Origin of the sequence: Enterobacter cloacae complex sp. 302F9 (genome assembly GCF_050030335.1) — a bacterium.
Taxonomy (GTDB): domain Bacteria; phylum Pseudomonadota; class Gammaproteobacteria; order Enterobacterales; family Enterobacteriaceae; genus Enterobacter; species Enterobacter hormaechei_C.
Genome location: NZ_JBLGUC010000001.1, coordinates 173,822 through 198,469 on the forward strand (window position 1 = coordinate 173,822; position 24,648 = coordinate 198,469).

General features: G+C 55.3%; 23 protein-coding genes. 18 read left to right on the forward strand and 5 right to left on the reverse strand.

The window, feature by feature from the left end; all coding sequences use genetic code 11:
- Both envC and gpmM read right to left on the reverse strand, forming a co-directional pair.
- Positions 1-1,260 carry a murein hydrolase activator EnvC gene (gene envC, locus ACQG0T_RS00855; protein ID WP_026094345.1) on the reverse strand — a complete coding sequence of 420 codons (1,260 nt, stop codon included), beginning with the start codon at positions 1,258-1,260 and terminating at the stop codon, positions 1-3.
- A 33-nt stretch (positions 1,261-1,293) separates the two neighbouring features.
- Positions 1,294-2,838 (reverse strand): 2,3-bisphosphoglycerate-independent phosphoglycerate mutase, encoded by a 1,545-nt coding sequence (gene gpmM, locus ACQG0T_RS00860; RefSeq protein ID WP_047364937.1) that lies wholly within the window; start codon positions 2,836-2,838, stop codon positions 1,294-1,296.
- Between the two features lie 248 nt (positions 2,839-3,086).
- On the opposite strand from gpmM, the gene ACQG0T_RS00865 reads away from it, so the two are divergent.
- The 5 genes from ACQG0T_RS00865 to cysE all read left to right on the forward strand — a co-directional run bounded on the left by ACQG0T_RS00865 (position 3,087) and on the right by cysE (position 6,196).
- Entirely contained in the window at positions 3,087-3,518 is a 432-nt protein-coding gene (locus ACQG0T_RS00865) for a rhodanese-like domain-containing protein (protein WP_017383604.1), read from the forward strand.
- 11 nt (positions 3,519-3,529) lie between these two features.
- Positions 3,530-3,781: a glutaredoxin 3 gene (grxC, locus tag ACQG0T_RS00870; RefSeq protein WP_003860837.1), complete on the forward strand. Its 252-nt coding sequence runs from the start codon at positions 3,530-3,532 to the stop codon at positions 3,779-3,781.
- Positions 3,782-3,812: 31 nt separating this feature from the next.
- Entirely contained in the window at positions 3,813-4,280 is a 468-nt protein-coding gene (gene secB / locus ACQG0T_RS00875; protein ID WP_014168079.1) for a protein-export chaperone SecB, read from the forward strand.
- The gene (gpsA, locus tag ACQG0T_RS00880) at positions 4,280-5,299 is read left to right on the forward strand and encodes an NAD(P)H-dependent glycerol-3-phosphate dehydrogenase (protein WP_006812398.1); all 1,020 of its coding nucleotides are present in this window, start codon (positions 4,280-4,282) and stop codon (positions 5,297-5,299) included. The genes secB and gpsA overlap by 1 nt, the downstream gene beginning before the upstream one ends.
- Positions 5,300-5,374: 75 nt before the next feature.
- Positions 5,375-6,196: a serine O-acetyltransferase gene (cysE, locus tag ACQG0T_RS00885; RefSeq protein WP_022646641.1), complete on the forward strand. Its 822-nt coding sequence runs from the start codon at positions 5,375-5,377 to the stop codon at positions 6,194-6,196.
- 54 nt (positions 6,197-6,250) lie between these two features.
- Here cysE and ppiC read toward each other — a convergent pair whose 3' ends face one another.
- On the reverse strand, positions 6,251-6,532 hold the full coding sequence (gene ppiC / locus ACQG0T_RS00890; RefSeq protein ID WP_006812396.1) for a peptidylprolyl isomerase PpiC: 282 nt from the start codon (positions 6,530-6,532) through the stop codon (positions 6,251-6,253).
- 85 nt (positions 6,533-6,617) lie between these two features.
- Between ppiC and rep the strand changes: the two genes are divergently transcribed.
- Entirely contained in the window at positions 6,618-8,642 is a 2,025-nt protein-coding gene (gene rep / locus ACQG0T_RS00895) for a DNA helicase Rep (protein WP_271040512.1), read from the forward strand.
- 51 nt (positions 8,643-8,693) lie between these two features.
- Here the strand turns inward: rep and gppA are convergent, their stop codons facing one another.
- Complete coding sequence (gene gppA, locus ACQG0T_RS00900; RefSeq protein ID WP_017383602.1) at positions 8,694-10,178, reverse strand: guanosine-5'-triphosphate,3'-diphosphate diphosphatase; 1,485 nt, start codon at positions 10,176-10,178, stop codon at positions 8,694-8,696.
- Positions 10,179-10,183: 5 nt separating this feature from the next.
- Positions 10,184-11,452: an ATP-dependent RNA helicase RhlB gene (gene rhlB / locus ACQG0T_RS00905; RefSeq protein ID WP_006812393.1), complete on the reverse strand. Its 1,269-nt coding sequence runs from the start codon at positions 11,450-11,452 to the stop codon at positions 10,184-10,186.
- A gap of 144 nt (positions 11,453-11,596) precedes the next feature.
- On the opposite strand from rhlB, the gene trxA reads away from it, so the two are divergent.
- From trxA to wecG, 12 genes are all read left to right on the forward strand, one after another.
- Positions 11,597-11,926, forward strand: coding sequence for a thioredoxin TrxA (gene trxA, locus ACQG0T_RS00910; RefSeq protein WP_006812392.1), 330 nt, complete (start codon positions 11,597-11,599; stop codon positions 11,924-11,926).
- 341 nt (positions 11,927-12,267) lie between these two features.
- Entirely contained in the window at positions 12,268-13,527 is a 1,260-nt protein-coding gene (rho, locus tag ACQG0T_RS00915; protein ID WP_001054528.1) for a transcription termination factor Rho, read from the forward strand.
- A 222-nt stretch (positions 13,528-13,749) separates the two neighbouring features.
- Positions 13,750-14,871: a UDP-N-acetylglucosamine--undecaprenyl-phosphate N-acetylglucosaminephosphotransferase gene (gene wecA / locus ACQG0T_RS00920; RefSeq protein WP_045324788.1), complete on the forward strand. Its 1,122-nt coding sequence runs from the start codon at positions 13,750-13,752 to the stop codon at positions 14,869-14,871.
- 13 nt (positions 14,872-14,884) lie between these two features.
- Positions 14,885-15,931, forward strand: a complete 1,047-nt coding sequence (gene wzzE, locus ACQG0T_RS00925) for an ECA polysaccharide chain length modulation protein (RefSeq protein ID WP_017693953.1) — start codon at positions 14,885-14,887, stop codon at positions 15,929-15,931.
- 56 nt (positions 15,932-15,987) lie between these two features.
- Complete coding sequence (gene wecB, locus ACQG0T_RS00930; RefSeq protein WP_006812390.1) at positions 15,988-17,118, forward strand: non-hydrolyzing UDP-N-acetylglucosamine 2-epimerase; 1,131 nt, start codon at positions 15,988-15,990, stop codon at positions 17,116-17,118.
- Positions 17,115-18,377, forward strand: coding sequence for a UDP-N-acetyl-D-mannosamine dehydrogenase (gene wecC, locus ACQG0T_RS00935; protein ID WP_015570020.1), 1,263 nt, complete (start codon positions 17,115-17,117; stop codon positions 18,375-18,377). The genes wecB and wecC overlap by 4 nt, the downstream gene beginning before the upstream one ends.
- A complete protein-coding gene (gene rffC, locus ACQG0T_RS00940) occupies positions 18,374-19,051 on the forward strand; it encodes a dTDP-4-amino-4,6-dideoxy-D-galactose acyltransferase (RefSeq protein ID WP_032620667.1) in 678 nt (225 codons plus the stop codon). The genes wecC and rffC overlap by 4 nt, the downstream gene beginning before the upstream one ends.
- Before the next feature lie 4 nt (positions 19,052-19,055).
- A complete protein-coding gene (rffA, locus tag ACQG0T_RS00945) occupies positions 19,056-20,186 on the forward strand; it encodes a dTDP-4-amino-4,6-dideoxygalactose transaminase (protein ID WP_015570019.1) in 1,131 nt (376 codons plus the stop codon).
- A gap of 1 nt (position 20,187) precedes the next feature.
- The gene (gene wzxE, locus ACQG0T_RS00950) at positions 20,188-21,438 is read left to right on the forward strand and encodes a lipid III flippase WzxE (protein WP_017383597.1); all 1,251 of its coding nucleotides are present in this window, start codon (positions 20,188-20,190) and stop codon (positions 21,436-21,438) included.
- Positions 21,435-22,514, forward strand: coding sequence for a TDP-N-acetylfucosamine:lipid II N-acetylfucosaminyltransferase (locus ACQG0T_RS00955; RefSeq protein WP_271040513.1), 1,080 nt, complete (start codon positions 21,435-21,437; stop codon positions 22,512-22,514). The genes wzxE and ACQG0T_RS00955 overlap by 4 nt, the downstream gene beginning before the upstream one ends.
- Complete coding sequence (gene wzyE, locus ACQG0T_RS00960) at positions 22,511-23,863, forward strand: ECA oligosaccharide polymerase (protein WP_017383595.1); 1,353 nt, start codon at positions 22,511-22,513, stop codon at positions 23,861-23,863. Before ACQG0T_RS00955 ends, wzyE begins: the two co-directional genes overlap by 4 nt.
- Before the next feature lie 12 nt (positions 23,864-23,875).
- The gene (gene wecG / locus ACQG0T_RS00965; RefSeq protein WP_015570015.1) at positions 23,876-24,616 is read left to right on the forward strand and encodes a lipopolysaccharide N-acetylmannosaminouronosyltransferase; all 741 of its coding nucleotides are present in this window, start codon (positions 23,876-23,878) and stop codon (positions 24,614-24,616) included.
- The last annotated feature ends 32 nt before the right edge of the window (positions 24,617-24,648 follow it).

Below are 24,648 nucleotides of genomic sequence, written 5' to 3' on the forward strand. Positions count from 1 at the left end.
CTATCTTCCCAACCACGGCTGTGGATTGACCGCCTGACCCTGACGACGAATTTCGAAATAGAGTGACGGGCGGCCCTGACCGCCACTGCTGCCCACAAGGGCAATGGGTTGACCCGCGCGCACCTGAGTGCCCACGCTGACCAGCGCGCTCTGGTTGTAGCCGTAAAGACTCATGTCGCCTTTACCGTGTTCAACCACCACCACGAGCCCGTAACCCTGTAGCCAGTCGGCCAGGATCACGCGGCCATCGGCGATGGCTTTCACTTCGCTACCTTCAGACGCACCGATAACGATCCCCTTCCAACGTAGCTCACCCTGCAACTGTTCGCCATAGCGATGCAGGATCGTACCGCGAACGGGCCAGTAAGCCTGACCACGCGGGGAGCCGAGGCCGCCGGTACGCGACATCAGGGAACGTTCATTTTCAGTCGGTTTGTAGGTGGTGCCTTTCCGGGAGGCTTCCTGCTGCTTATTACGCACCGCCTGCGCTTCGCGCGCTTCTTTTTCGGCGCGCGCTTTGGCCGCGGCTTCTGCCCGGGCAATGCTGTTACGCAATCTCGATTCGTTAGCGCGCATTTCGCTCAGCTGGCTTTGTCCTGCCTGGATAGAGGACTCAAGCCCGGCGAGCGTCTTCTTACGCTCATTGCGCGCCTGCTCAAGCTTCTCCTGCTGCGCCTGCTGATCGTAGAGTAGCGTTTGCTGCTGGCTCTGCTTCTCTTCCAGCTCGGCTTTTTGCGTGGTGACTTCTTCGCGCGTCTGTTTCAGCTGCGCAATGGTCTCCTGACGCGCCTGGTTAAGATAGCCGAAATAGGCCTGTAAACGCTGACCACGCTGGCTCTCTTCACCGCTGAGGATCAGCTGTAGGCCTGTGTGCTCACCCTGACGGAAAGCGGCATCAAGCTGTGCAGCAAGGTTCCGCTCCTGGGCATCGCGCTGACGCTCCAGCTTCGCAATCGACGCGTTCATTTCATCGATTTGCTTATTGAGCTGGGCAAGGGTGTTTTGTGTTTCACGCAGCTTACGCGCGGCGGCGGAAATGGCCTCTTCCTGCTTTTTAAGCTGGGCGAGCAGGGTGGCGCGCTGCTGTTGCTGCTGACGTACCGCACGCTCTTTGGCGGCGATATCGGCCTGAATGGATTTAAGCTGATCGCGGTCATCCGCGTGGGCGGATGCGGCGCACAGCAATACGCCAGCGCTGAGTGCGCTGGCGCAAAGCAGAGGTCTGACTGATAACCGAAGCGGCTTCACGACCCATGTGATTGAAAAAATCGCCTTTCCCCTCATGGGGAGCGATTATTCCACGATGAACAGCGGCTTGCCAGTCATCTCTTCAGGGATTTCCATACCCATCAGCGACAACATGGTTGGCGCGATGTCGGAAAGCTTGCCGCCTTCCACAGCTTTCACTGATTTATCACCTACATAAATCAGTGGAACAGGCAGGTTGGTATGGGCGGTATGCGCCTGACCGGTTGCCGGATCACGCATCTGTTCTGCGTTACCGTGGTCAGCGGTGATCAGCAGCTGGCCGCCCACGGATTCAACCGCTTTTGCGACCTGCTCAACGCAGTGGTCCAGCGCTTCAACAGCTTTAACGGCTGCTTCCATCACGCCGGTGTGGCCCACCATGTCGCCATTCGGATAGTTACAGATGATGGTGTCGTATTTACCGCTTTCGATCGCGGCCACCAGTTTTTCGGTCAGCTCCGCAGAGCTCATTTCTGGCTGGAGATCGTAAGTGGCGACTTTCGGCGAGTTAATCAGGATGCGGTCTTCGCCTTTAAACGGCTCTTCTACGCCGCCGTTAAAGAAGAAGGTCACGTGCGCATACTTCTCAGTTTCGGAGATGCGCAACTGCGTTTTATCGTTTTTCGCCATCCACTCGCCGAAGGTATTTTCCAGGGAAGCGGGTGGATACGCGCATGGGGCTTTGATATCCGCTGCATACTCAGTCAACTGGATGAAATCGATCTTCGCCACTTTCTTACGGGCGAAACCGTCGAAATCGCTGTTGACGAAGGCGCGGGTGATTTCGCGCGCGCGGTCAGCACGGAAGTTCATGAAGATCAGCGCATCGCCATCTTCCATGGCGGCATCGGCCTGGCCTTCAGCGCGGATCACGGTTGCCTTCACAAATTCGTCGTTTTCATCACGCGCGTAAGCCGCTTCCAGGCCTTCAACGGCGGTCGGGAACTGGAACTCACCTTTTGCCAGGGTCAGCAGATCATAGGCTTGCTCAACGCGGTCCCAGCGGTTGTCACGGTCCATGGCATAGTAACGGCCAACGATGGACGCCACGCGGCCTTTGCCCAGTGCGGCAAATTTATCTTCAAACGCTTTAAGAGAACATTTTGCGCTGCGTGGCGGCGTATCGCGACCATCCAGGAAGGCGTGCAGATAGATTTTTTCCGCACCGCGCTCGGCGGCCAGTTCTACCATCGCCATGATGTGATCTTCGTGGCTGTGAACGCCGCCCGCAGAGAGCAGACCCATAATGTGAACGGCCTTGCCTGCGGCAACGGCTTTATCAACCGCTCCGGTGAGCGTTGGGTTGGCAAAGAATGTACGTTCTTTGATTTCAACGTCCAGGCGCGTCAGGTCCTGATAAACGATACGGCCCGCACCCAGGTTAACGTGACCCACTTCAGAGTTGCCCATCTGACGATCCGGCAGACCCACTTCCAGGCCAGACGCATCAATCAGGGTGTGGGGACGTTTTGCCCATAGCGCATCCATAACCGGGGTTTTGGCGTTGAAAATGGCGTTATCCTGTTGATCTTCACGGTAGCCATAGCCATCCAGAATCACCAGTACCATAGGTTTTTTAGAAACCGACATTGCGACAACCTCATGCTCAAGAGACAAAAAATTTGCGTAATTTTACTACAGCTGAATCGATAAAATAGCCGCAGAAGATCAAAGAAAGCGCGGGGGCAATGCTGTTCTCAGGCCATTTTGAGGCTTTTTTTACGTGGCATGCCGCAGAAAATAGATTAGCTTTATGTCGCTGGCTGTATTTGCCACAGCGCACAGGTATACTCCTGTCCTGGTTTTTTTAATCACTTAGTCGGGAGTTGTTACCCCCCATGCAAGAAATTATGCAATTCGTTAGCCGCCACCCGGTTCTGAGCATCGCGTGGATTGGCCTGCTGGTCGCTGTACTGTTCACCACATTTAAGGGACTGACGTCTAAAATTAAGGTGATCACCCGCGGTGAAGCGACACGTCTGATCAACAAAGAGGACGCCGTGGTTGTCGATCTGCGTCAGCGCGACGATTTCCGCAAGGGCCACATCGCAGGTGCTATCAACCTGCTGCCCGCGGAAATTAAAGCGAACAACATTGGTGAGCTGGAGAAGCATAAAGCCCAGCCGATTATTGTTGTTGACGGCACTGGCATGCAGGCGCAGGAATCTGCCAGCGCACTGCATAAAGCAGGCTTTGAAAACGTAACGGTGCTGAAAGAAGGCATCTCCGGCTGGAGCGGGGAGAATCTTCCTTTAGTGCGCGGTAAATAAGGAGTTAAGTGATGGCCAATATTGAGATCTACACCAAAGCAACGTGCCCGTTCTGCCACCGAGCGAAAGCGCTGCTGTCCAGCAAAGGCGTAACGTTCAAGGAACTGCCGATCGATGGTGACGCGATTAAACGCGAAGAGATGATCCAACGCAGTGGTCGCACAACGGTTCCACAGATTTTTATTGATGCGCAGCACATTGGCGGCTGTGATGACTTGTATGCGCTCGACGCTCGTGGCGGACTCGATCCGCTGCTGAGCTAGAGACTTTAGGACAATTAAAAAGGGTTTTTCCATGTCAGAACAAAACAACACCGAGATGACTTTCCAGATCCAGCGCATCTACACCAAGGATGTCTCTTTCGAAGCGCCAAATGCGCCGCACGTTTTCCAGAAAGACTGGCAGCCAGAGGTTAAACTTGATCTGGATACCGCATCCACCCAGCTGGCGGATGATGTGTATGAAGTCGTACTGCGTGTCACCGTGACCGCCTCTCTGGGCGAAGAAACCGCATTCCTGTGCGAAGTTCAGCAGGGCGGTATCTTCTCCATCGGCGGCATCGAAGGCAACCAGATGGCGCATTGCCTGGGTGCATACTGCCCGAACATCCTGTTCCCGTATGCCCGTGAATGCATCACCAGCCTGGTTTCTCGCGGTACATTCCCGCAACTGAACCTTGCGCCAGTAAACTTTGATGCGCTGTTCATGAACTATCTACAGCAGCAGGCTGGCGAAGGTACCGAACAACATCAGGATGCCTGATGAGCACTGTTAATGCGTCAATGACTGTGATCGGTGCCGGCTCTTACGGCACCGCTCTTGCCATCACCCTGGCAAGAAATGGTCACGACGTGGTCCTGTGGGGCCACGATCCAAAACATATCGCGACGTTGCAACACGACCGCTGCAATGTGGCGTTTCTCCCGGACGTTCCGTTCCCTGACTCCCTGTATCTGGAAAGCGACCTCGCGACCGCGCTGGCGGCCAGCCGCAATATTTTGATTGTGGTGCCAAGCCATGTGTTTGGCGAAGTCCTGCGTCAGATTAAGCCGCTGATGCGTGCGGATGCGCGTATTGTGTGGGCGACGAAGGGGCTGGAAGCGGAAACCGGACGTCTGTTGCAGGACGTTGCCCGCGAAGCGCTGGGAACAGCGATCCCGCTGGCGGTGATCTCCGGGCCGACGTTTGCCAAAGAGCTGGCTGCGGGCTTGCCGACGGCGATTTCGCTGGCGTCCACCGACCAGGCATTTTCCGACGATCTTCAGCAACTGCTGCACTGCGGCAAAAGCTTCCGCGTGTACAGCAACCCCGATTTTATCGGCGTGCAGCTGGGCGGCGCGGTGAAGAACGTCATTGCCATCGGGGCCGGGATGTCTGACGGCATCGGTTTCGGCGCGAATGCGCGTACTGCGCTGATCACCCGTGGCCTGACCGAAATGTCCCGCCTGGGCGAAGCGCTAGGTGCCGATCCGGCCACCTTTATGGGAATGGCAGGGCTGGGCGACCTGGTGCTGACCTGCACCGATAACCAGTCGCGTAACCGCCGCTTTGGCATGATGCTCGGACAGGGCAGCGATGTAAAAAGCGCGCAGGAGAAGATTGGTCAGGTGGTTGAAGGCTATCGCAATACCAAGGAAGTTCGCGAACTGGCGCACCGTTTCGGTGTTGAAATGCCAATAACCGAGGAAATTTATCAGGTATTGTATTGCGGAAAAAATGCGCGCGAGGCAGCATTGACCTTATTAGGTCGTGCGCGCAAGGACGAGCGCAGCAGCAATTAGCCGGGAAGTATCGTCACCTGAATGACCCAGCCAGCGCAGAACTGGCTGGTCATTAACTATCGTCTGGAGCAAGCAATGCCGTGTGAAGAACTGGATATCGTCTGGAATAATATTAAAGCCGAAGCCCGAGCTTTGGCCGACTGTGAGCCCATGCTGGCCAGTTTCTATCACGCGACGCTACTTAAGCACGAAAATCTCGGCAGCGCCCTGAGCTATATGCTCGCCAATAAACTGGCTTCCCCTATCATGCCTGCTATCGCGATTCGCGAGGTGGTGGAAGAGGCCTACGCCGCAGATCCGGAGATGATTGCTTCTGCCGCCTGCGACATCCAGGCTGTGCGCACGCGAGACCCGGCGGTGGATAAATACTCCACGCCGCTGCTGTATCTCAAAGGCTTCCATGCCTTACAGGCGTACCGCATCGGCCACTGGTTATGGAATGAGGGACGCCGCGCGCTGGCCATCTTCCTGCAAAACCAGGTGTCCGTAACCTTCCAGGTCGATATTCACCCGGCGGCGAAAATTGGCCGCGGGATCATGCTCGATCACGCCACCGGCATTGTTGTCGGGGAAACGGCGGTGATCGAAGATGACGTGTCGATCCTGCAATCCGTTACGCTGGGCGGTACCGGTAAAACCAGCGGCGATCGCCATCCGAAAATTCGTGAAGGGGTGATGATTGGCGCAGGCGCTAAAATCCTCGGCAATATTGAAGTCGGACGCGGCGCGAAGATTGGCGCGGGGTCGGTTGTGCTCCAGCCTGTACCGCCGCACACCACCGCCGCTGGCGTCCCGGCGCGCATCGTCGGTAAGCCAGACAGCGATAAGCCGTCGATGGATATGGATCAGCACTTCAACGGTATTCATCACACCTTCGAATACGGCGACGGTATCTGAACGCCGGAACACCTAAATAAAAAAGCCCGGTGAGTCAGTGCACCGGGCTTTTGATTAGTTGCGGTATAACACTTTGATAATGTGATAGCCGAATTGTGTGTGCAGTGGGCCAGTTGGCTCCAGCACCGGGCAGGAGAAGACCACTTTATCAAACGCCGGGACCATCTGGCCCTGGCGGAACTCGCCTAAGTCACCACCGCGTTTGCCTGACGGGCAAATCGAGTGTTTCTTCGCCAGTTTGCCGAAGTCGGCGCCGTTTTTAATCTGTTCGAGCAGATCCTGTGCCAGTTTCTCTTCTTTAACAAGGATATGCAGTGCTGCTGCTGTTTTTGCCATGATCGTGCCTTGAGTCGACTAGTTTACGATCGGTATACTACCACGCGTTTTTCCTCCTCTCCCGACTTTCATTGAGTGACCATTTATGCGTTTAAACCCCGGACAACAACAAGCTGTCGAATTCGTCACCGGACCCTGCCTGGTGCTGGCGGGAGCGGGATCCGGTAAAACACGCGTGATCACCAACAAAATCGCCCACTTAATTCGGGGTTGTGGATACCAGGCGCGCCATATCGCGGCGGTCACCTTTACCAACAAAGCGGCGCGTGAGATGAAAGAGCGCGTCGGCCAGACGCTGGGCCGTAAAGAGGCGCGCGGGCTGATGATCTCCACCTTCCACACGCTGGGTCTGGATATTATCAAGCGCGAATACGCGGCGCTGGGCATGAAGTCCAACTTTTCTCTCTTTGATGACACCGACCAGGTGGCGCTGCTTAAAGAGCTGACGGAAGGGCTGATCGAAGATGACAAAGTGCTGTTGCAACAGCTGATCTCGACGATCTCGAACTGGAAAAACGATCTGATGACGCCGGCCCAGGCAGCGGCAAGCGCCAAAGGCGAGCGCGACCGCATCTTTGCCCACTGCTACGGTCTGTACGACGCGCATATGAAAGCCTGTAACGTCCTGGATTTCGACGATCTGATCCTGTTGCCGACGCTGCTGCTTCAGCGGAATGAAGAGGTGCGCGAGCGCTGGCAGAACAAAATCCGTTACCTGCTGGTGGATGAATACCAGGATACCAACACCAGCCAGTACGAGCTGGTGAAATTGCTGGTAGGGCAACGCGCGCGTTTCACTGTGGTAGGCGACGACGACCAGTCGATTTACTCCTGGCGCGGCGCGCGACCACAAAACCTGGTGCTGCTGAGCAAAGATTTCCCGGCGTTGCAGGTGATTAAGCTGGAGCAGAACTACCGTTCGTCCGGTCGCATCCTAAAAGCGGCGAACATCCTGATTGCCAATAACCCGCACGTCTTTGAGAAGCGCCTGTTCTCCGAACTGGGTTACGGTACCGAGCTGAAAGTGCTCAGCGCCAACAACGAAGAGCACGAAGCGGAGCGCGTAACGGGCGAGCTGATTGCCCATCACTTCGTCAACAAAACTGAATACAAGGATTACGCGATCCTCTATCGCGGAAACCACCAGTCGCGCGTCTTTGAAAAGGTGCTGATGCAGAACCGCATCCCCTACAAAATCTCCGGCGGTACGTCGTTCTTTTCGCGTCCCGAAATCAAGGATCTGCTGGCCTATCTGCGCGTGCTGACCAACCCGGATGACGACAGCGCTTTCCTGCGCATCGTGAATACGCCGAAACGCGAGATTGGCTCTGCGACGCTGCAAAAACTGGGTGAATGGGCGATGACCCGCAACAAAAGCCTGTTCACCGCCAGCTTCGATATGGGGCTGAGCCAGACCCTGACCGGGCGCGGCTATGACGCCTTAACCCGCTTTACCCACTGGCTGGGTGAGGTGCAGCGTCTGGCAGAGCGCGAGCCTGTGGCGGCAGTACGCGATCTGATCCACGGCATTGATTACGAATCCTGGTTGTATGAAACCTCTGCCAGCCCGAAAGCAGCCGAGATGCGGATGAAAAACGTTAACCAGCTCTTCAGCTGGATGACCGAAATGCTTGAAGGATCTGAGATTGACGAGCCCATGACCCTGACGCAGGTGGTCACCCGCTTCACGCTGCGCGATATGATGGAGCGCGGCGAAAGCGAAGAAGAGGCCGATCAGGTTCAGCTGATGACGTTACATGCCTCGAAAGGGCTGGAGTTCCCCTATGTCTATCTGGTGGGGATGGAAGAGGGCTTATTGCCGCACCAGAGCAGCATTGATGAAGATAACGTCGACGAAGAGCGCCGTCTGGCCTACGTGGGGATCACACGTGCGCAGAAAGAGCTGACGTTTACGCTGTGCAAAGAGCGCCGCCAGTATGGTGAGCTGGTGCGCCCGGAGCCGAGCCGTTTTCTGCTGGAGTTGCCTCAGGACGATCTTATCTGGGAGCAGGAGCGTAAAGTCATTACCGCTGAAGAGCGTATGCACAAAGGGCAGGCAAACGTGGCAAACATTCGCGCGATGCTGGCAAAAGCCAAAGAGAAGGGATAACTATTTGCAGGCCGGGTAAGGCGAAGCCGCCACCCGGCACGCTTCAAAGGGTCACTTCACATCAAGCGCCCAGTGCACATAGCTCTGCCACTGGTACTCCTGCTCAATCAGTTCCGCCCCAAGTGGATGATCCTCAAGCCAGTTTTCCGGTAGCGTCAGCGTCAGTTTCTCATCGTCTGCCGCCAGCGTAATGGCTGGCAGCAAATCATCACGACGCCGGCTGGCAAACAGGATCGCCAGGCGAAGCAGACGACACAGATGCTCCGCCACGCGCGGCGGTACAGCGTTCTGCTGGTGAAGGGAAGAGAGATCGACGGCGTTAGTCTGATTTAGCAGCAGGGTGGCCAGCAGCTTCTTCTGGGCGGGCGTATAGCCCGGTAAATCGAGATTACGCACCAGCCAGGCCGCGTGCAGCGGTGCCTGCTTGTACTCCACGCTGAGACCAATTTCATGTAGCGCACAGGCGCTTAGGAGTAGATCGCGGCTTAACGGTTCAATATCCCAGCTTTTTTTCACCTGATCGGCAAACAGTGACGCCAGTTGACTCACTCTGTGTGCCTGGTCGATATCAACAATAAAGCGGCGCTGAACGTTACGCAGCGTACGGCTACGGATGTCCTGATCGACCGACTGGTGCAGCATTCCGTAGACCAGACCTTCGCGCAGCGCACCGCCTGCCAGGGTCATACACTGGATATTCAGTTCAGTAAAAATGGCGATCAGAATGGCGAGCCCACTGGGGAAAACCAGCGCGCGTTCGAGCGTCAGCCCTTCTATTTCAAGCTCTTCCAGACGACCACACTGGATGGCGCGCTGTTTAAGCTGCTGGAGTTTGGCAAGCGTGATCCGCTCGTCCATTCCCTGTGCCATCATGATTTCCTGCAACGCCTGAACGGTTCCGGACGCGCCGACACACACTTTCCAGCCGTGATAGCGCAGTTCGTCCATAACCGGGCGCAGGACCGCACGCGCCGCGTTTTCCGCCTCGTCAAAATTCTCTTTGGCAAGGTTTCGATCGGTAAAGTAGCGTTCCAGCCAGGTCACACAGCCCATCGACAGGCTGAACAGTGACGTCGCCTGCGCGCCTGTGCCCGTGACCAGTTCAGTACTGGCGCCACCGATATCGACCACCAGACGACGATCGTCGCCGCCGGTCGTATGCGCCACGCCCTGATAAATCAGACGCGCTTCTTCTTCACCGCTGATGACCTGCACCGGGCAGCCCAGAATTTCCTGTGCTCTGGCAATGAAATCGCCAGCGTTAACCGCCAGACGAAGGGTCGCCGTGGCAACAACGCGAATTTGACTGAGCGGGATATCCTGCAAACGTTCTGCAAACAGACGCAGACACTGCCAGCCACGTTCCATGGCTTCCGGGGAGAGGTGATTATCGCTGCTCAGGCCCGCCGCGAGGCGGACCTTGCGCTTAATGCGCGTCAGCGTTTGTATACTTCCCGCCACCTCGCGCACAACCAGCATATGAAAACTATTCGAACCGAGATCAATTGCCGCATAAAGCGAGGTGGAGCTGAGCATATTTTTTAACCTGAACGACGACGATTACGCGGTGCACCGCCGGAACGACGCGGACCATTGCCGGAGCGTGGACGGGTAAGGCGCTTAGGTGGCGGCAGCTCGCTCAACAGCGCGTCCGGATTGTATTTGCTCTGTGGAATAGAGTGACCGATGTAGGTCTCAATGGCCGGAAGATTCAGCGCATACTCTTCACACGCAAGGCTGATGGAGTGACCGCTTGCGCCGGCACGACCGGTACGTCCGATACGGTGTACATAGTCTTCACAGTCATCTGGCAGGTCATAGTTAAAGACGTGCGTCACGGCTGGAATGTGCAGGCCACGGGCCGCCACGTCGGTCGCGACCAGAATATCAAGGTCGCCACGAGTAAATTCGTCGAGAATGCGCAGGCGTTTTTTCTGCGCCACGTCGCCGGTCAGCAGGCCCACACGGTGACCATCTGCCGCCAGGTGACCCCAGATATCTTCACAGCGGTGTTTAGTGTTCGCGAAGATAATCGCGCGATCCGGCCACTCTTCTTCGATCAGGGTTTGCAGCAGGCGCATTTTCTCTTCATTAGAAGGATAGAAGAGCTCTTCTTTAATGCGGTGCCCGGTTTTCTGCTCCGGTTCTACTTCCACATATTCCGCATTGTTCATCTGCTCGAATGCGAGTTCACGTACGCGGTATGACAGGGTAGCGGAGAACAGCATGTTCAGACGCTGGTTTGCCGCAGGCATACGGCGGAACAGCCAGCGGATGTCTTTAATGAAGCCCAGATCGTACATGCGGTCTGCTTCATCCAGCACCACGACCTGGATTGCGCCGAGGTTGATATGGTTCTGTTTGGCGTAGTCGATAAGACGGCCGGTGGTCCCAATCAGGATATCGACGCCGCTTTCCAGCACTTTCAGCTGTTTATCGTAGCCGTCGCCGCCATAGGCCAGGCCAAGTTTCAGGCCGGTGGCTTGCGCCAGGGGCTCAGCGTCTGCGTGGATCTGTACCGCCAGTTCTCGCGTCGGGGCCATAATTAGCGCGCGCGGCTGGTTAACTTTGCGGTCTGCAATCGCCGGGTGAGAAAGTAAATAATGAAACGTTGACGTTAAAAACGCCATCGTTTTGCCAGTACCGGTTTGCGCCTGCCCTGCAACGTCGCGACCGGCCAGCGTCAGCGGCAGGGCGAGAGCCTGAATGGGCGTGCAGTTATGAAACCCTTTAGTTTCAAGGGCTTCGATAACCTTTGGGTGCAGGGCGAAGTCGGAAAACTTCTGTTCTGTTAAATGTGTTTTGCTCATAGTGTGGTAGAATATCAGCTTACTATTGCTTTACGAAAGCGTATCCGGTGAAATAAAGTCAACCTTTAGTTGGTTAATGCGACATCAACACGTCGTTGGTGGAGACAAAACCAACGTACCAGGCTTATTCCTGTGGAGTTATATATGAGCGATAAAATTATTCACCTGACTGACGACAGTTTTGACACGGACGTACTTAAAGCTGACGGGCTGATCCTCGTTGATTTCTGGGCTGAATGGTGTGGTCCTTGCAAAATGATCGCTCCGATTCTGGATGAAATCGCTGACGAATATCAGGGCAAACTGACCGTTGCCAAGCTGAACATCGACCAGAACCCGGGCACCGCGCCAAAATACGGTATCCGTGGCATCCCGACCCTGCTGCTGTTCAAGAACGGTGACGTGGCGGCGACCAAAGTGGGCGCACTGTCCAAAGGTCAACTGAAAGAGTTCCTGGACGCTAACCTGGCGTAAGGTTTCTCAGCTGAGCGTCCAGAACGCCTAATTAACGGCGAGCTCTGGACGCCCGGCTTTAGTCGTGCTAAGTTAGCTATGACTACGTTTTAAACATATCTTGTTGTTTGAATCTTGTTTTACCCGATACTTCCCGTTGTTAACTTAAACAGTGCGTGAAGTTGCTAGATTCCGGGCTTGTCACTCAATCCGTCTTGTCGTTTCAGTTCTGCGTTCTTTCCCTGTGACCAGACAGCGAACAGACATGAGGTGATGGCCGCTAAACAGGCATGGATGACCCTGCCATACCATTCACAACATTAAGTTCGAGAATCACCCCGAGTTTAAGAACCCACACCATTATGAATCTTACCGAATTAAAGAATACGCCGGTTTCTGAGCTGATCACTCTCGGCGAAAATATGGGACTGGAAAACCAGGCTCGTATGCGCAAGCAGGACATCATTTTCGCCATCCTGAAGCAGCACGCTAAGAGTGGCGAAGATATCTTTGGCGACGGTGTGCTGGAGATACTGCAAGACGGATTTGGTTTCCTCCGCTCCGCAGACAGCTCCTACCTCGCCGGCCCTGACGACATCTACGTATCCCCTAGCCAAATCCGCCGTTTCAACCTCCGCACTGGTGACACCATTTCAGGTAAGATTCGTCCTCCAAAAGAGGGTGAACGCTACTTTGCGCTGTTGAAGGTTAACGAAGTTAACTACGACAAACCGGAAAACTCCCGCAATAAGATCCTGTTCGAGAACTTAACGCCGCTGCACGCTAACTCTCGTCTGCGCATGGAGCGTGGTAACGGGTCTACTGAAGACTTAACCGCTCGTGTGCTGGATCTGGCATCGCCAATTGGTCGTGGCCAGCGTGGTCTGATTGTGGCGCCGCCAAAAGCCGGTAAAACCATGCTGCTGCAAAACATCGCGCAGAGCATTGCTTACAACCATCCAGACTGTGTGCTGATGGTGCTGCTGATTGACGAACGTCCGGAAGAAGTAACCGAGATGCAGCGTCTGGTGAAAGGGGAAGTGGTTGCGTCTACCTTCGACGAGCCTGCTTCTCGCCACGTTCAGGTTGCGGAAATGGTCATCGAGAAGGCGAAACGCCTGGTTGAGCACAAGAAAGACGTGATCATCCTGCTCGACTCCATTACCCGTCTGGCGCGTGCCTACAACACCGTGGTGCCGGCTTCCGGTAAAGTACTGACCGGTGGTGTGGATGCTAACGCCCTGCATCGTCCGAAGCGTTTCTTCGGTGCGGCGCGTAACGTGGAAGAGGGCGGTAGCCTGACCATTATCGCGACGGCGCTGATCGATACCGGCTCCAAAATGGACGAAGTTATCTACGAAGAGTTTAAAGGTACAGGCAACATGGAACTGCACCTTTCTCGTAAAATCGCAGAAAAACGCGTCTTCCCGGCGATCGACTACAACCGTTCCGGTACCCGTAAAGAAGAGCTGCTTACCACTCAGGAAGAGCTTCAGAAAATGTGGATCCTGCGTAAAATCATCCATCCAATGGGCGAAATCGACGCAATGGAATTCCTCATTAACAAACTGGCGATGACCAAAACGAACGACGATTTCTTCGACATGATGAAACGCTCGTAACGCAAATAATCCCAGTAAACGCCACGTTTTTACGTGGCGTTTTTTATTTATGGACTATACGCTATTACCATACACTCCCAATTTTGACCGGTCGGTGCGAGAATGAGATAATTCGCACAGTAAAAATATTAATAGCTTGAATAATAAACAAATGGGTCGCAAGAGGTATGCTTTATGCCTTCTGGCTTGATGCCATCATGGTTATACTTCTTTGACTAACATATGTTGAGAACATCCATTGTGAACCTATTCGATACGTTTGCTGAACTAACCAGTATTTTTTTGTTTACTACTTGCTTTCTTTTTTTCGCGCGCAAGGTGGCAAAGTATCTGGGGTTAGTGGATAAACCCAATTTTCGTAAACGGCATCAGGGTATGATCCCCTTGGTGGGTGGTATCTCCGTTTTTGCAGGTGTCTGTTTCACTTTTGCTATCGCTGATTACTATATCCCTCATGCAAGGTTATACCTCAGCTGCGCGGCGGTTCTGGTTATTGTGGGGGCACTGGATGATCGTTACGATATCAGTGTAAAAATTCGAGCTCTCGTACAGGCTGCTGTTGGTATTGCCATGATGGTGGCAGCAAAACTTCACTTGAGCAGCCTTGGTTACATTTTTGGTTCCTGGGAGATGGTGCTCGGACCATTTGGTTACTTCCTCACACTCTTTGCCGTATGGGTTTCAATCAATGCCTTTAATATGGTCGATGGGATAGATGGTTTATTGGGCGGATTATCTTGTGTCTCATTTGCTGCTATTGGCATTATCCTATGGTTTGATAGTCAATACAGCCTGGCAATGTGGTGTTTCGCCATGATTGCGGCCATTCTACCCTACATCCTGTTAAATCTTGGGGCGCTGGGCCGTCGCTATAAAGTCTTTATGGGCGACGCGGGTAGCACATTGATTGGTTTCACTATTATCTGGATCTTGTTGGAAACTACGCAGGGTAAAACTCACCCTATCAGCCCGGTAACGGCTCTCTGGATTATCGCCATCCCGCTGATGGACATGGTCGCTATAATGTACCGCCGTCTGCGTAAAGGGATGAGCCCGTTTTCTGCCGATCGGCAGCATATTCATCACCTGATTATGCGCGCCGGCTTCACGTCTCGTCAGGCATTTGTGTTGATTACGCTTGCGGCTGCTATTCTGGCTGCGATTGGCGTAGCCGCGGAATACGCACATTTCATTCCTGAATGGGTAATGTTGGTATTATTCTTGCTAGCATTTTTCATGTACGGTTACTGCATCAAGCGTGCATGGAAAGTCGCGCGTTTTATTAAACGTTTAAAACGCAGGATGCGTCGGAACAGTGGCAAAAACACAACATTAACTAAGTAAAACCGGGACTATGATGACTCAACCGTTGGCGGGAGCGAAATCAGTGGGCACTGAGAACGAGCTGGATATTCGTGGTTTGTTTCGCGTGTTATGGCAGGGCAAACTGTGGATTGTGGGGATTGCCCTGGGGTTCGCGCTGTTAGCGCTTGCCTACACCTTCTTTGCAAAACAAGAGTGGAGCGCCACGGCGATCACAGACCGACCAACGGTGAATATGCTTGGAGGCTACTACTCCCAGCAGCAATTCCTGCGTAATCTTGATATCAAGGCCAATCTGGCGACCCCGGATCAGGCTTCGGTGATGGATGAATCCTACAAAGAGTTTGTGATGCAGCTGGCGTCGTGGGATACACGTCGCGATTTCTGGTCCCAGACGGACTACTACAAGCAGCGCATGGTCGGTAACAGCAAAGCGGATGCCGCGCTGCTGGATGACCTGATTAATAACATTCAGTTTATGCCTGGCGATGTGCTCCGTAACGTTAGCGACAGCGTGAAGCTGATTGCGGAAACGGCGCCGGACGCCAATAACCTGTTGCGTCAGTACGTTGCTTTTGCCAGCCAGCGCGCGGCCAGTCATCTGAATGACGAGCTGAAAGGCGCCTGGGCTGCGCGTACTATTCAGATGAAAGCGCAGGTCAAACGTCAGGAAGAGGTCGCTAAGGCTATCTTCGCCCGTCGCGTACATAATATTGAGCAGGCGCTGAAGATTGCGGAACAGCACAATATTTCCCGTAGCGAAACGGATGTTCCGGCTGACGAACTCCCGGATTCAGAAATGTTCCTTCTTGGTCGCCCAATGCTTCAGGCACGTCTGGAAAATATCCAGGCCGTTGGCCCTGACTTTGACCTTGATTACGACCAAAACCGCGCCATGCTCAATACGCTCAACGTCGGTCCAACGCTGGACCCGCGTTTTCAGACCTATCGTTATTTAAGAACGCCTGAAGAGCCTGTAAAACGCGATAGTCCGCGTCGCGCATTCCTGATGATCATGTGGGGGATTGTGGGCGCACTGACTGGCGCTGGCGTAGCGTTATTGCGTCGCCGCACAAACTAAGAACGCCGTCTACGATGAAGGCTGCGGCCTTCATCGTCTAATCGAAGAGAATCGATGTGAAAGTACTAACCGTATTTGGCACCAGGCCGGAGGCCATCAAGATGGCGCCTCTGGTTCATGCGCTGGCCAGAGATCCTGATATTGAAGCGAAAGTGTGCGTGACTGCCCAGCACCGTGAGATGCTCGATCAGGTCTTAACCCTCTTTTCTATCGTCCCGGATTACGATCTCAATATAATGAAACCGGGACAGGGACTGACGGAAATCACCTGCCGTATTCTGCAAGAATTAAAGCCTATTCTGGAGTCGTTCAAGCCGGATGTGGTGCTGGTGCACGGCGACACCACCACCACCGTGGCGACCAGCCTGGCCGCGTTCTATCAGCGTATCCCCGTTGGTCATATTGAAGCGGGTCTGCGTACCGGCAATCTCTATTCCCCGTGGCCGGAAGAGGCCAACCGTACGCTCACCGGTCACCTGGCGATGTACCATTTTGCGCCAACCGAGAACTCACGTCAGAACCTGCTGCGCGAAAATATCAGCGACAGCAAGATCTTCGTCACCGGCAATACGGTCATTGATGCGCTGATTTGGGTGCGTGACCGCGTGCTGGCTAACAGCGAGCTTCAGGCAGAACTTGCTGCGCGCTATCCGTTCCTGAATAACGGCAAGAAAACGATTCTGGTGACGGGCCACCGCCGCGAAAGCTTTGGCCGTGGCTTTGAGCAAATATGCCACGCGCTCGCTGAAATCGCCGCGCAGAACGAGGATGTGCAGATTGTCTATCCGGTGCACCTCAACCCGAACGTCAGCGAACCGGTCAACCGTATCCTGGGCCACGTGGAAAACGTGCTCCTGATCGAGCCGCAGGACTATTTGCCATTTGTCTGGCTGATGAACCACGCCTGGCTGATCCTGACCGATTCTGGCGGCATTCAGGAAGAGGCGCCCTCCCTCGGTAAGCCGGTACTGGTGATGCGCGAAACCACCGAACGCCCGGAAGCGGTTACTGCCGGTACCGTGCGTCTGGTGGGAACGGATCCGCGTCGTATTGTCGAAGAGGTCACGCGCTTACTGCATGACGATGAAGAGTATCAGGCGATGAGCCGGGCCCACAATCCGTACGGTGACGGGCAGGCTTGTGGTCGTATTTTGCACGCACTTAAACACAATCGGGTAACGCTATGAGTTTTTCTACCATCTCTGTTGTTGGTCTTGGCTATATCGGGCTGCCTACTGCGGCGGCCTTTGCCTCTCGTCAAAAGCAGGTCGTTGGCGTAGATATCAACGCGCACGCGGTGGAAACCATTAACCGTGGCGAAATTCATATCGTGGAGCCCGATCTCGATCGTGTGGTGAAAAAGGCGGTGGACGGTGGCTTCCTGCGCGCCAGCACCACGCCGGTAGAAGCCGATGCGTACCTGATTGCGGTTCCAACGCCCTTTAAAGGCGATCATGAGCCTGACATGGTTTACGTCGAGGCGGCAGCAAAATCCATTGCGCCTGTGCTGAAGAAAGGGGCGCTGGTTATTCTTGAGTCCACTTCACCTGTTGGGGCTACTGAGCAGATGGCGCAGTGGCTGGCCGAGGCGCGTCCCGATCTCAGCTTCCCGCAGCAGGCGGGCGACCAGGCCGATATCAATATCGCCTACTGCCCTGAGCGCGTACTGCCAGGCCAGGTGATGGTGGAACTGATTAAAAACGACCGCGTGATTGGCGGCATGACGCCAGTCTGCTCCGCGCGCGCCAGCGAGCTGTATAAAATTTTCCTTGAAGGCGAATGTGTGGTGACCAACTCCCGCACCGCCGAGATGTGCAAACTGACCGAAAATAGCTTCCGCGACGTTAACATCGCGTTTGCGAATGAACTGTCGTTGATTTGCGCCGATCAGGGGATTAACGTCTGGGAACTTATTCGTCTTGCCAACCGTCACCCCCGCGTGAACATCCTTCAGCCGGGGCCGGGCGTGGGTGGGCACTGCATCGCGGTCGATCCGTGGTTTATCGTGGCGCAGAACCCGGAACAGGCACGCCTGATTCGCACCGCGCGCGAAGTAAACGACCACAAACCGCACTGGGTTATCAACCAGGTCAAAGCCACGGTCGCGGATTGCCTGGCCGACAGCGGCAAACGCGCCAGTGAGCTGAAAATTGCCTGCTTTGGTCTGGCATTCAAACCGAATATTGACGATCTGCGCGAAAGCCCGGCGATGGAAATTGCCGAAATGATCGCTGCCTGGCACAGCGGTGAAACGCTGGTGGTTGAGCCGAATATTCATGCGCTGCCGGCAAAACTTGCCGGTCACTGCACCCTTACCGCCCTGGATGACGCGCTGGCGACGGCGGATGTGCTGGTGCTGCTGGTGGATCACAATGCGTTCAAAGCGGTTTCCGGTGATGCCGTACGTCAGCAGTATGTTGTTGATACCAAAGGCGTGTGGCGTTGAGTATCCTCAACGGCGTGCTGGAGGCCCTTGAGTGGGAAAGCGCATTCTTTGCGCGTCCCTCAGCGATAGTGCGTCTGCGCGACAATGCCCCTGCGTTGCAGGAAGCAGATTTCAGCGCCTGGCAGCGCGTACAGGCTAAGATCCCGGCGGACCGCGCCGATCTGCTGGACGCCCTCCAGCAGCACGGATTCCGGCTGGTCGAGGGTGAGGTTGATCTCTCTGTTACCGTGGCTCTCCACGCCTCACCGGGCGCGGAAATTGCAACGGAGCAGGATATCCCCGCGCTGCGTAAGATGGCGGCGCTGGCCTTCGCTCAGAGCCGTTTCCGGGCGCCCTGGTATGCGCCCGATGACAGCGGCCGCTTTTATGCCCAGTGGATAGAGAATGCGGTCAAAGGCACGTTTGACCACGTCTGTCTGGTGTTCCGTACTGCCGGGGGGCAGATTCAGGGTTTTGTTTCGCTTCGCAGGCTCAACGAGCACGAGGCGCGCATCGGTTTGTTAGCCGGGCGCGGCATGGGCGAGAAACTCATGCAGGCGGCGCTGCACTGGGCGGAGCAACAACAGGTATCGACGCTGCGGGTCGCAACCCAGATGGGCAACACCGCTGCGCTTAAACGTTATATTGCGAGTGGTGCCAGCATCGACGCCACCGCCTACTGGTTATACAGGTGACAAGATGATTCCATTTAACGCGCCTCCCGTTGTGGGCACTGAACTTGATTACATGCAGTCTGCTATGGGCAGCGGCAAGCTCTGTGGCGATGGCGGTTTTACCCGCCGCTGCCAGCAGTGGATGGAGCAACGTTTTCACAGTGCCAAGGTACTGCTGACGCCGTCCTGTACCGCATCGCTTGAGATGGCGGCGCTGTTGCTGGATATCCAGCCCGGTGATGAAGTGATCATGCCGAGCTACACCTTCGTATCCACGGCGAACGCGTTTGTCCTGCGCGGGGCGAAAATCGTGTTTGTGGATATCCGTCCGGATACTATGAACATCGACGAAACGCTGATTGAAGCGGCGGTCACCGATAAAACGCGGGCGATTGTGCCGGTGCATTACGCGGGCGTGGCCTGTGAGATGGACACCATCATGGCCATCGCTAAAAAGCACAACCTGTTTGTGGTGGAAGACGCCGCGCAGGGCGTGATGTCCACCTACAAAGGGCGCGCGCTGGGCACCATTGGTCATATCGGCTGCTTTAGCTTCCACGAAACCAAAAACTACACCGCAGGCGGAGAAGGCGGCGCGACGCTGATTAACGATCGTGCCCTGGTGGAGCGTGCGGAAGTGATCCGTGAAAAAGGGACCAACCGCAGCCAGTTCTTCCGCGGTCAGGTGGATAAGTACACCTGGCGCGATATCGGCTCAAGCTACCTGATGGCGGATTTGCAGGCCGCGTATCTCTGGGCGCAGCTGGAAGCGGCAGAGCGAATCAATCTGCAACGCCTCTCCCTGTGGCAAACCTACTACGACGCGCTGGAGCCGCTGGCAAAAGCCGGACGTATTGAACTGCCGACTATTCCGGCAGACTGTATCCACAACGCTCACATGTTCTATATCAAGCTGCGCGATAACGACGATCGCAGCAAGCTGATTGCCTGGCTGAAAGAGGCGGAAATTATGGCGGTATTCCACTATATTCCGCTGCACTCCAGCCCGGCTGGCGAAGCCTTCGGGATGTTTGCCGGTGAAGACCGCTACACCACCAAAGAGAGCGAACGTCTGCTCCGCCTGCCCCTGTTCTACAACCTCGCGCCGGTGAACCAGCGTACGGTGATCAATTCGCTTCTGAGTTATTTCGCCTGATATGTCTCTGGCAAAAGCGTCGGTGTGGACGGCAGCGTCCACGCTTGTAAAAATTGGCGCCGGGTTACTGGTCGTCAAGCTGCTGGCCGTCTCATTTGGTCCGTCAGGCGTTGGGCTGGCAGGGAACTTCCGCCAGCTGGTCACGGTGCTTGGCGTGCTGGCGGGTGCCGGGATATTCAATGGCGTCACCAAATACGTCGCGCAGCATCATGACGATGCCGAAAAGCTCCGCACGGTGGTGGGCACCTCTTCTGCTATGGTGCTGGGCTTCTCTACGTTGCTGGCCGTCGTCTTTTTGCTGGCGGCGGCACCCATCAGCCAGGGGCTGTTCGGACACACGCATTATCAGGGGCTGGTGCGCCTGGTGGCGCTCGTTCAGATGGGGATCGCCTGGGCAAACCTGCTGCTGGCGCTGATGAAAGGCTTCCGTGATGCCGCCGGGAATGCGCTGGCGCTGATCCTCGGCAGCATCATCGGCGTTATCGCCTACTACTTTTGCTATCGGCTGGGCGGCTATGAAGGCGCGCTGCTGGGGCTGGCGCTGGTGCCTGCGCTCGTTGTCATTCCGGCAGCGTTTATGCTGATGCGCAGAGGCAATGTCCCGCTGAATTACCTGAAACCGCAGTGGGACAAGATGCTGGCGGGGCAGCTAGGAAAGTTTACCCTGATGGCGCTCATCACTTCGGTAACGCTTCCCGTTGCCTACGTGATGATGCGAAACCTGCTGGCAGCGCATTACAGCTGGGATGAAGTGGGGATCTGGCAGGGCGTGAGCAGCATTTCAGATGCTTACCTCCAATTTATTACGGCTTCCTTTAGCGTCTATTTACTGCCAACCTTATCGCGCCTGACTTCCAGGCAGGATATTACCCGCGAGATTTTTCGCTCCCTGCGTTTTGTATTGCCGGCGGTTGCGATCGCCAGCTTTACCGTCTGGTTACTGCGTGATTTCGCCATCTGGCTGCTGTTTTCGGCGAAGTTTACCGCCATGCGCGATCTGTTTGCCTGGCAACTGGTCGGCGATGTGCTGAAAGTGGGGGCATACGTTTTCGGCTATCTGGTGATTGCGAAGGCTTCGCTGCGGTTGTATATCCTGGCAGAGATCGGCCAGTTTGCGCTGCTGACGGCATTTTCTCACTGGCTGATCCCCACCCACGGTGCGCTGGGGGCGGCTCAGGCCTATATGGCAACTTATATCGTTTATTTCGCTGCCTGTTGCGGCGTATTTTTACTTTGGCGTAAACGCGCATGACTGCACTGATACACATACTGGGATCGGATATCCCGCATCATAACCAGAGCGTTCTGCGGTTCTTCAACGATGAACTGGCATCCGGCACGCCCGATGCGCGCGAGTTTATGGTCGTTGGACGCGATAACGGCCTGAGCGCGGCGTGTCCGGCATTGCACATCACCTTCTGGCCAGACAAAGCGGCCCTGACCAAAGCCGTTGTCGCGAAAGCCAAAGCGGACCGAAGCCAGCGTTTCTTCTTCCACGGACAATTCAATACCGGGCTGTGGCTGGCGCTGTTAAGCGGCGGGATAAAACCTTCCCAGTTCAGCTGGCATATCTGGGGAGCGGATCTCTACGAAGTCTCCCACGGCTGGAAGTTCCGTCTTTTCTATCCGCTGCGTCGTCTGGCGCAGGCGCGCGTGGGCTGCGTTTTTGCTACCCGTGGCGACCTCAACTATTTTGCTAAACAGCACCCGAAGGTTCGCGGGGAACTGCTCTATTTTCCGACCCGTATGGATCCGGCACTGAATACCATGGCGAATGACGCGGTTCGTGAGGGTAAACTGACTATCCTGGTGGGAAATTCCGGCGATCGCAGTAACGAGCATGTCGCGGCGCTGCGGGCGGTGCATCAGCAGTTTGGCGATACGGTGAACGTGGTGGTGCCGATGGGCTATCCCGCCAATAACGACGCCTACATCGATGAAGTTCGCCAGCAGGGGCTTGCGCTGTTTAGCGCGGAAAATCTGCACATTCTCAGCGATAAGCTGGAATTTGATGACTATCTCGCGCTGCTGCGAAAATGCGATCTGGGCTATTTCATCTTTGCCCGTCAGCAGGGGATTGGTACGCTGTGTCTGCTGATTCAGGCGGGCGTACCGTGCGTGCTCAACCGCGAAAACCCGTTCTGGCAGGACATGGCCGAACAGCATATTCCGGTGCTGTTTACCTCTGACACGCTTAATGTCGAGGTGGTACGGGAAGCGCAGCGTCAGCTCACGCTGGTGGATAAAAATAGCATCGACTTTTTCAGCCCGAACTATCTCACGCCGTGGCACCGCGCGCTGCGTATTGCTTCAGGAGACAACGCATGAGCCAGTTGCAATTTAGCGGCTTGCTGGTGGTCTGGCTGCTGAGCACGCTGTTTATCGCCACGCTCACCTGGTTTGAGTTCCGGCGCGTACGTTTTAACTTCAACGTATTCTTCTCGCTGCTGTTTTTGCTGACCTTTTTCTTTGGCTTCCCGCTGACCAGCATCCTCGTGTTCCGCTTTGATGTTGGCGTCGCTCCGCCGGAAATCTTGTTGCAGACGCTGCTCTCTGCGACCTGCTTCTACGCGGTGTATTACGTCACCTATAAAACGCGCCTGCGCGCGGCGAAAGACACCACACCCCGTCGTCCGCTGTTTACCATGAACCGGGTAGAAACCCATCTGACGTGGGTTATGCTGATGACCATCGCCCTCGTCAGCGTGGCGATTTTCTTCATGCATAACGGCTTTTTACTGTTTAAGTTGCAGTCCTATAGCCAGATTTTCTCCGCCGAAGTCTCCGGCGTCGCGCTCAAGCGTTTCTTCTATTTCTTCATTCCGGCGATGCTGGTGGTCTTTTTCCTGCGTCAGGACAGCAAAGCCTGGCTGTTCTTCCTGGTCAGCACCGTCGCATTTGGCATTCTGACCTACATGATCGTCGGCGGCACCCGCGCCAACATCATTATCGCCTTCGCGATTTTCCTGTTTATCGGCATTATTCGCGGTTGGATCTCGCTGTGGATGCTGGCGGCGGCAGGCGTCTTTGGCATTGTGGGGATGTTCTGGCTGGCGCTGAAGCGCTACGGACTGAACGTGGCGGGCGACGAAGCGTTTTATACCTTCCTGTATCTGACGCGCGACACCTTCTCGCCCTGGGAAAACCTGGCATTGTTGCTGCAAAACTACGACAAAATCGAATTCCAGGGGCTGGCGCCGATTGTTCGCGATTTCTATGTCTTTATACCGACGTGGCTGTGGCCTGACCGTCCCGGTATTGTCCTGAACACGGCGAACTACTTTACCTGGGAAGTGCTGAACAACCATTCGGGCCTGGCGATTTCCCCAACCCTGATTGGCTCGCTGGTAGTGATGGGCGGAACGTGGTTTATCCTGCCGGGCGCGATCGCGGTCGGGCTGATAATAAAATGGTTCGACTGGCTATATACGCTGGGTAATGAAGAGACCAACCGCTACAAAGCCGCTGTTTTGCACAGTTTCTGTTTCGGTGCCATTTTCAATATGATCGTTCTGGCGCGCGAGGGACTGGATTCGTTCGTCTCACGCGTGGTGTTTTTTATGGTCGTTTTCGGTCTCTGTCTGCTGCTGGCAAAACTGCTGTACTGGTTGTTTGACAGTGCAGGGCTTGTGCACAGACGTGAGCCACAGGGCAGCACAACGCTGTCGCAAGTCTGAGTAGGGATTATCATGACGGATACAACTTCAGCCCCGCGTTATGCGCTGCGTGGGCTACAGCTTATTGGCTGGCGTGACATGCAACACGCGCTGGATTTCCTGTTCGCGGACGGGCAGATGAAATCGGGCACGCTGGTGGCCATCAACGCAGAAAAAATGCTGGCGGTTGAAGATAATGCGGAAGTGAAAAGCCTGATTGAAGCCGCGGAGTTTAAATATGCCGACGGTATTAGCGTGGTGCGTTCAATTCGTAAAAAGTTTCCTGACGCTAATGTGTCTCGCGTGGCGGGTGCTGACCTTTGGGAGCGACTTATGGAACGCGCAGGCGCTGAAGGCACGCCGGTATTTTTGATTGGCGGCAAACCAGAGGTGCTGGCGCAGACCGAACAAAAGCTGCGTAGCCAGTGGAATGTTAACATCGTGGGCAGCCAGGATGGCTATTTCAGGCCGGAAGATCGCCAGGCGTTATATGAGCGCGTGCGCGACAGCGGGGCGAAAATTGTCACTGTCGCCATGGGGTCGCCGCGGCAGGAAATTCTGATGCGCGATTGCCGTCTGGTCAGCCCGGATGCGCTCTATATGGGCGTTGGCGGCACCTACGACGTCTTTACCGGCCACGTTAAGCGGGCGCCCAAAGTCTGGCAAAACCTGGGGCTGGAGTGGCTCTACCGCCTGCTCTCTCAACCGACGCGTATCAAACGACAGATTCGTCTGCTGCGCTACCTCGCCTGGCACTACACCGGGAAAATGTAATCAATATGCAGCGCGATCTGCTGTTCGCGCTG

Excerpts from the sequence above, each read along its gene's own strand:
- ACQG0T_RS00955 (WP_271040513.1), top strand. The coding sequence starts at position 21,435 with ATGACTGCACTGATACACATACTGGGATCGGATATCCCGCATCATAAC.
- rep (WP_271040512.1), top strand. The coding sequence starts at position 6,618 with ATGCGTTTAAACCCCGGACAACAACAAGCTGTCGAATTCGTCACCGGA.
- secB (WP_014168079.1), top strand. The coding sequence starts at position 3,813 with ATGTCAGAACAAAACAACACCGAGATGACTTTCCAGATCCAGCGCATC.
- rhlB (WP_006812393.1), bottom strand. The coding sequence starts at position 11,452 with ATGAGCAAAACACATTTAACAGAACAGAAGTTTTCCGACTTCGCCCTG.
- wecC (WP_015570020.1), top strand. The coding sequence starts at position 17,115 with ATGAGTTTTTCTACCATCTCTGTTGTTGGTCTTGGCTATATCGGGCTG.
- ppiC (WP_006812396.1), bottom strand. The coding sequence starts at position 6,532 with ATGGCAAAAACAGCAGCAGCACTGCATATCCTTGTTAAAGAAGAGAAA.
- gpmM (WP_047364937.1), bottom strand. The coding sequence starts at position 2,838 with ATGTCGGTTTCTAAAAAACCTATGGTACTGGTGATTCTGGATGGCTAT.
- grxC (WP_003860837.1), top strand. The coding sequence starts at position 3,530 with ATGGCCAATATTGAGATCTACACCAAAGCAACGTGCCCGTTCTGCCAC.
- gpsA (WP_006812398.1), top strand. The coding sequence starts at position 4,280 with ATGAGCACTGTTAATGCGTCAATGACTGTGATCGGTGCCGGCTCTTAC.
- wecA (WP_045324788.1), top strand. The coding sequence starts at position 13,750 with ATGTTGAGAACATCCATTGTGAACCTATTCGATACGTTTGCTGAACTA.
- wzyE (WP_017383595.1), top strand. The coding sequence starts at position 22,511 with ATGAGCCAGTTGCAATTTAGCGGCTTGCTGGTGGTCTGGCTGCTGAGC.
- wzxE (WP_017383597.1), top strand. The coding sequence starts at position 20,188 with ATGTCTCTGGCAAAAGCGTCGGTGTGGACGGCAGCGTCCACGCTTGTA.
- wecG (WP_015570015.1), top strand. The coding sequence starts at position 23,876 with ATGACGGATACAACTTCAGCCCCGCGTTATGCGCTGCGTGGGCTACAG.
- gppA (WP_017383602.1), bottom strand. The coding sequence starts at position 10,178 with ATGCTCAGCTCCACCTCGCTTTATGCGGCAATTGATCTCGGTTCGAAT.
- wzzE (WP_017693953.1), top strand. The coding sequence starts at position 14,885 with ATGACTCAACCGTTGGCGGGAGCGAAATCAGTGGGCACTGAGAACGAG.
- ACQG0T_RS00865 (WP_017383604.1), top strand. The coding sequence starts at position 3,087 with ATGCAAGAAATTATGCAATTCGTTAGCCGCCACCCGGTTCTGAGCATC.
- trxA (WP_006812392.1), top strand. The coding sequence starts at position 11,597 with ATGAGCGATAAAATTATTCACCTGACTGACGACAGTTTTGACACGGAC.
- cysE (WP_022646641.1), top strand. The coding sequence starts at position 5,375 with ATGCCGTGTGAAGAACTGGATATCGTCTGGAATAATATTAAAGCCGAA.
- rho (WP_001054528.1), top strand. The coding sequence starts at position 12,268 with ATGAATCTTACCGAATTAAAGAATACGCCGGTTTCTGAGCTGATCACT.
- rffA (WP_015570019.1), top strand. The coding sequence starts at position 19,056 with ATGATTCCATTTAACGCGCCTCCCGTTGTGGGCACTGAACTTGATTAC.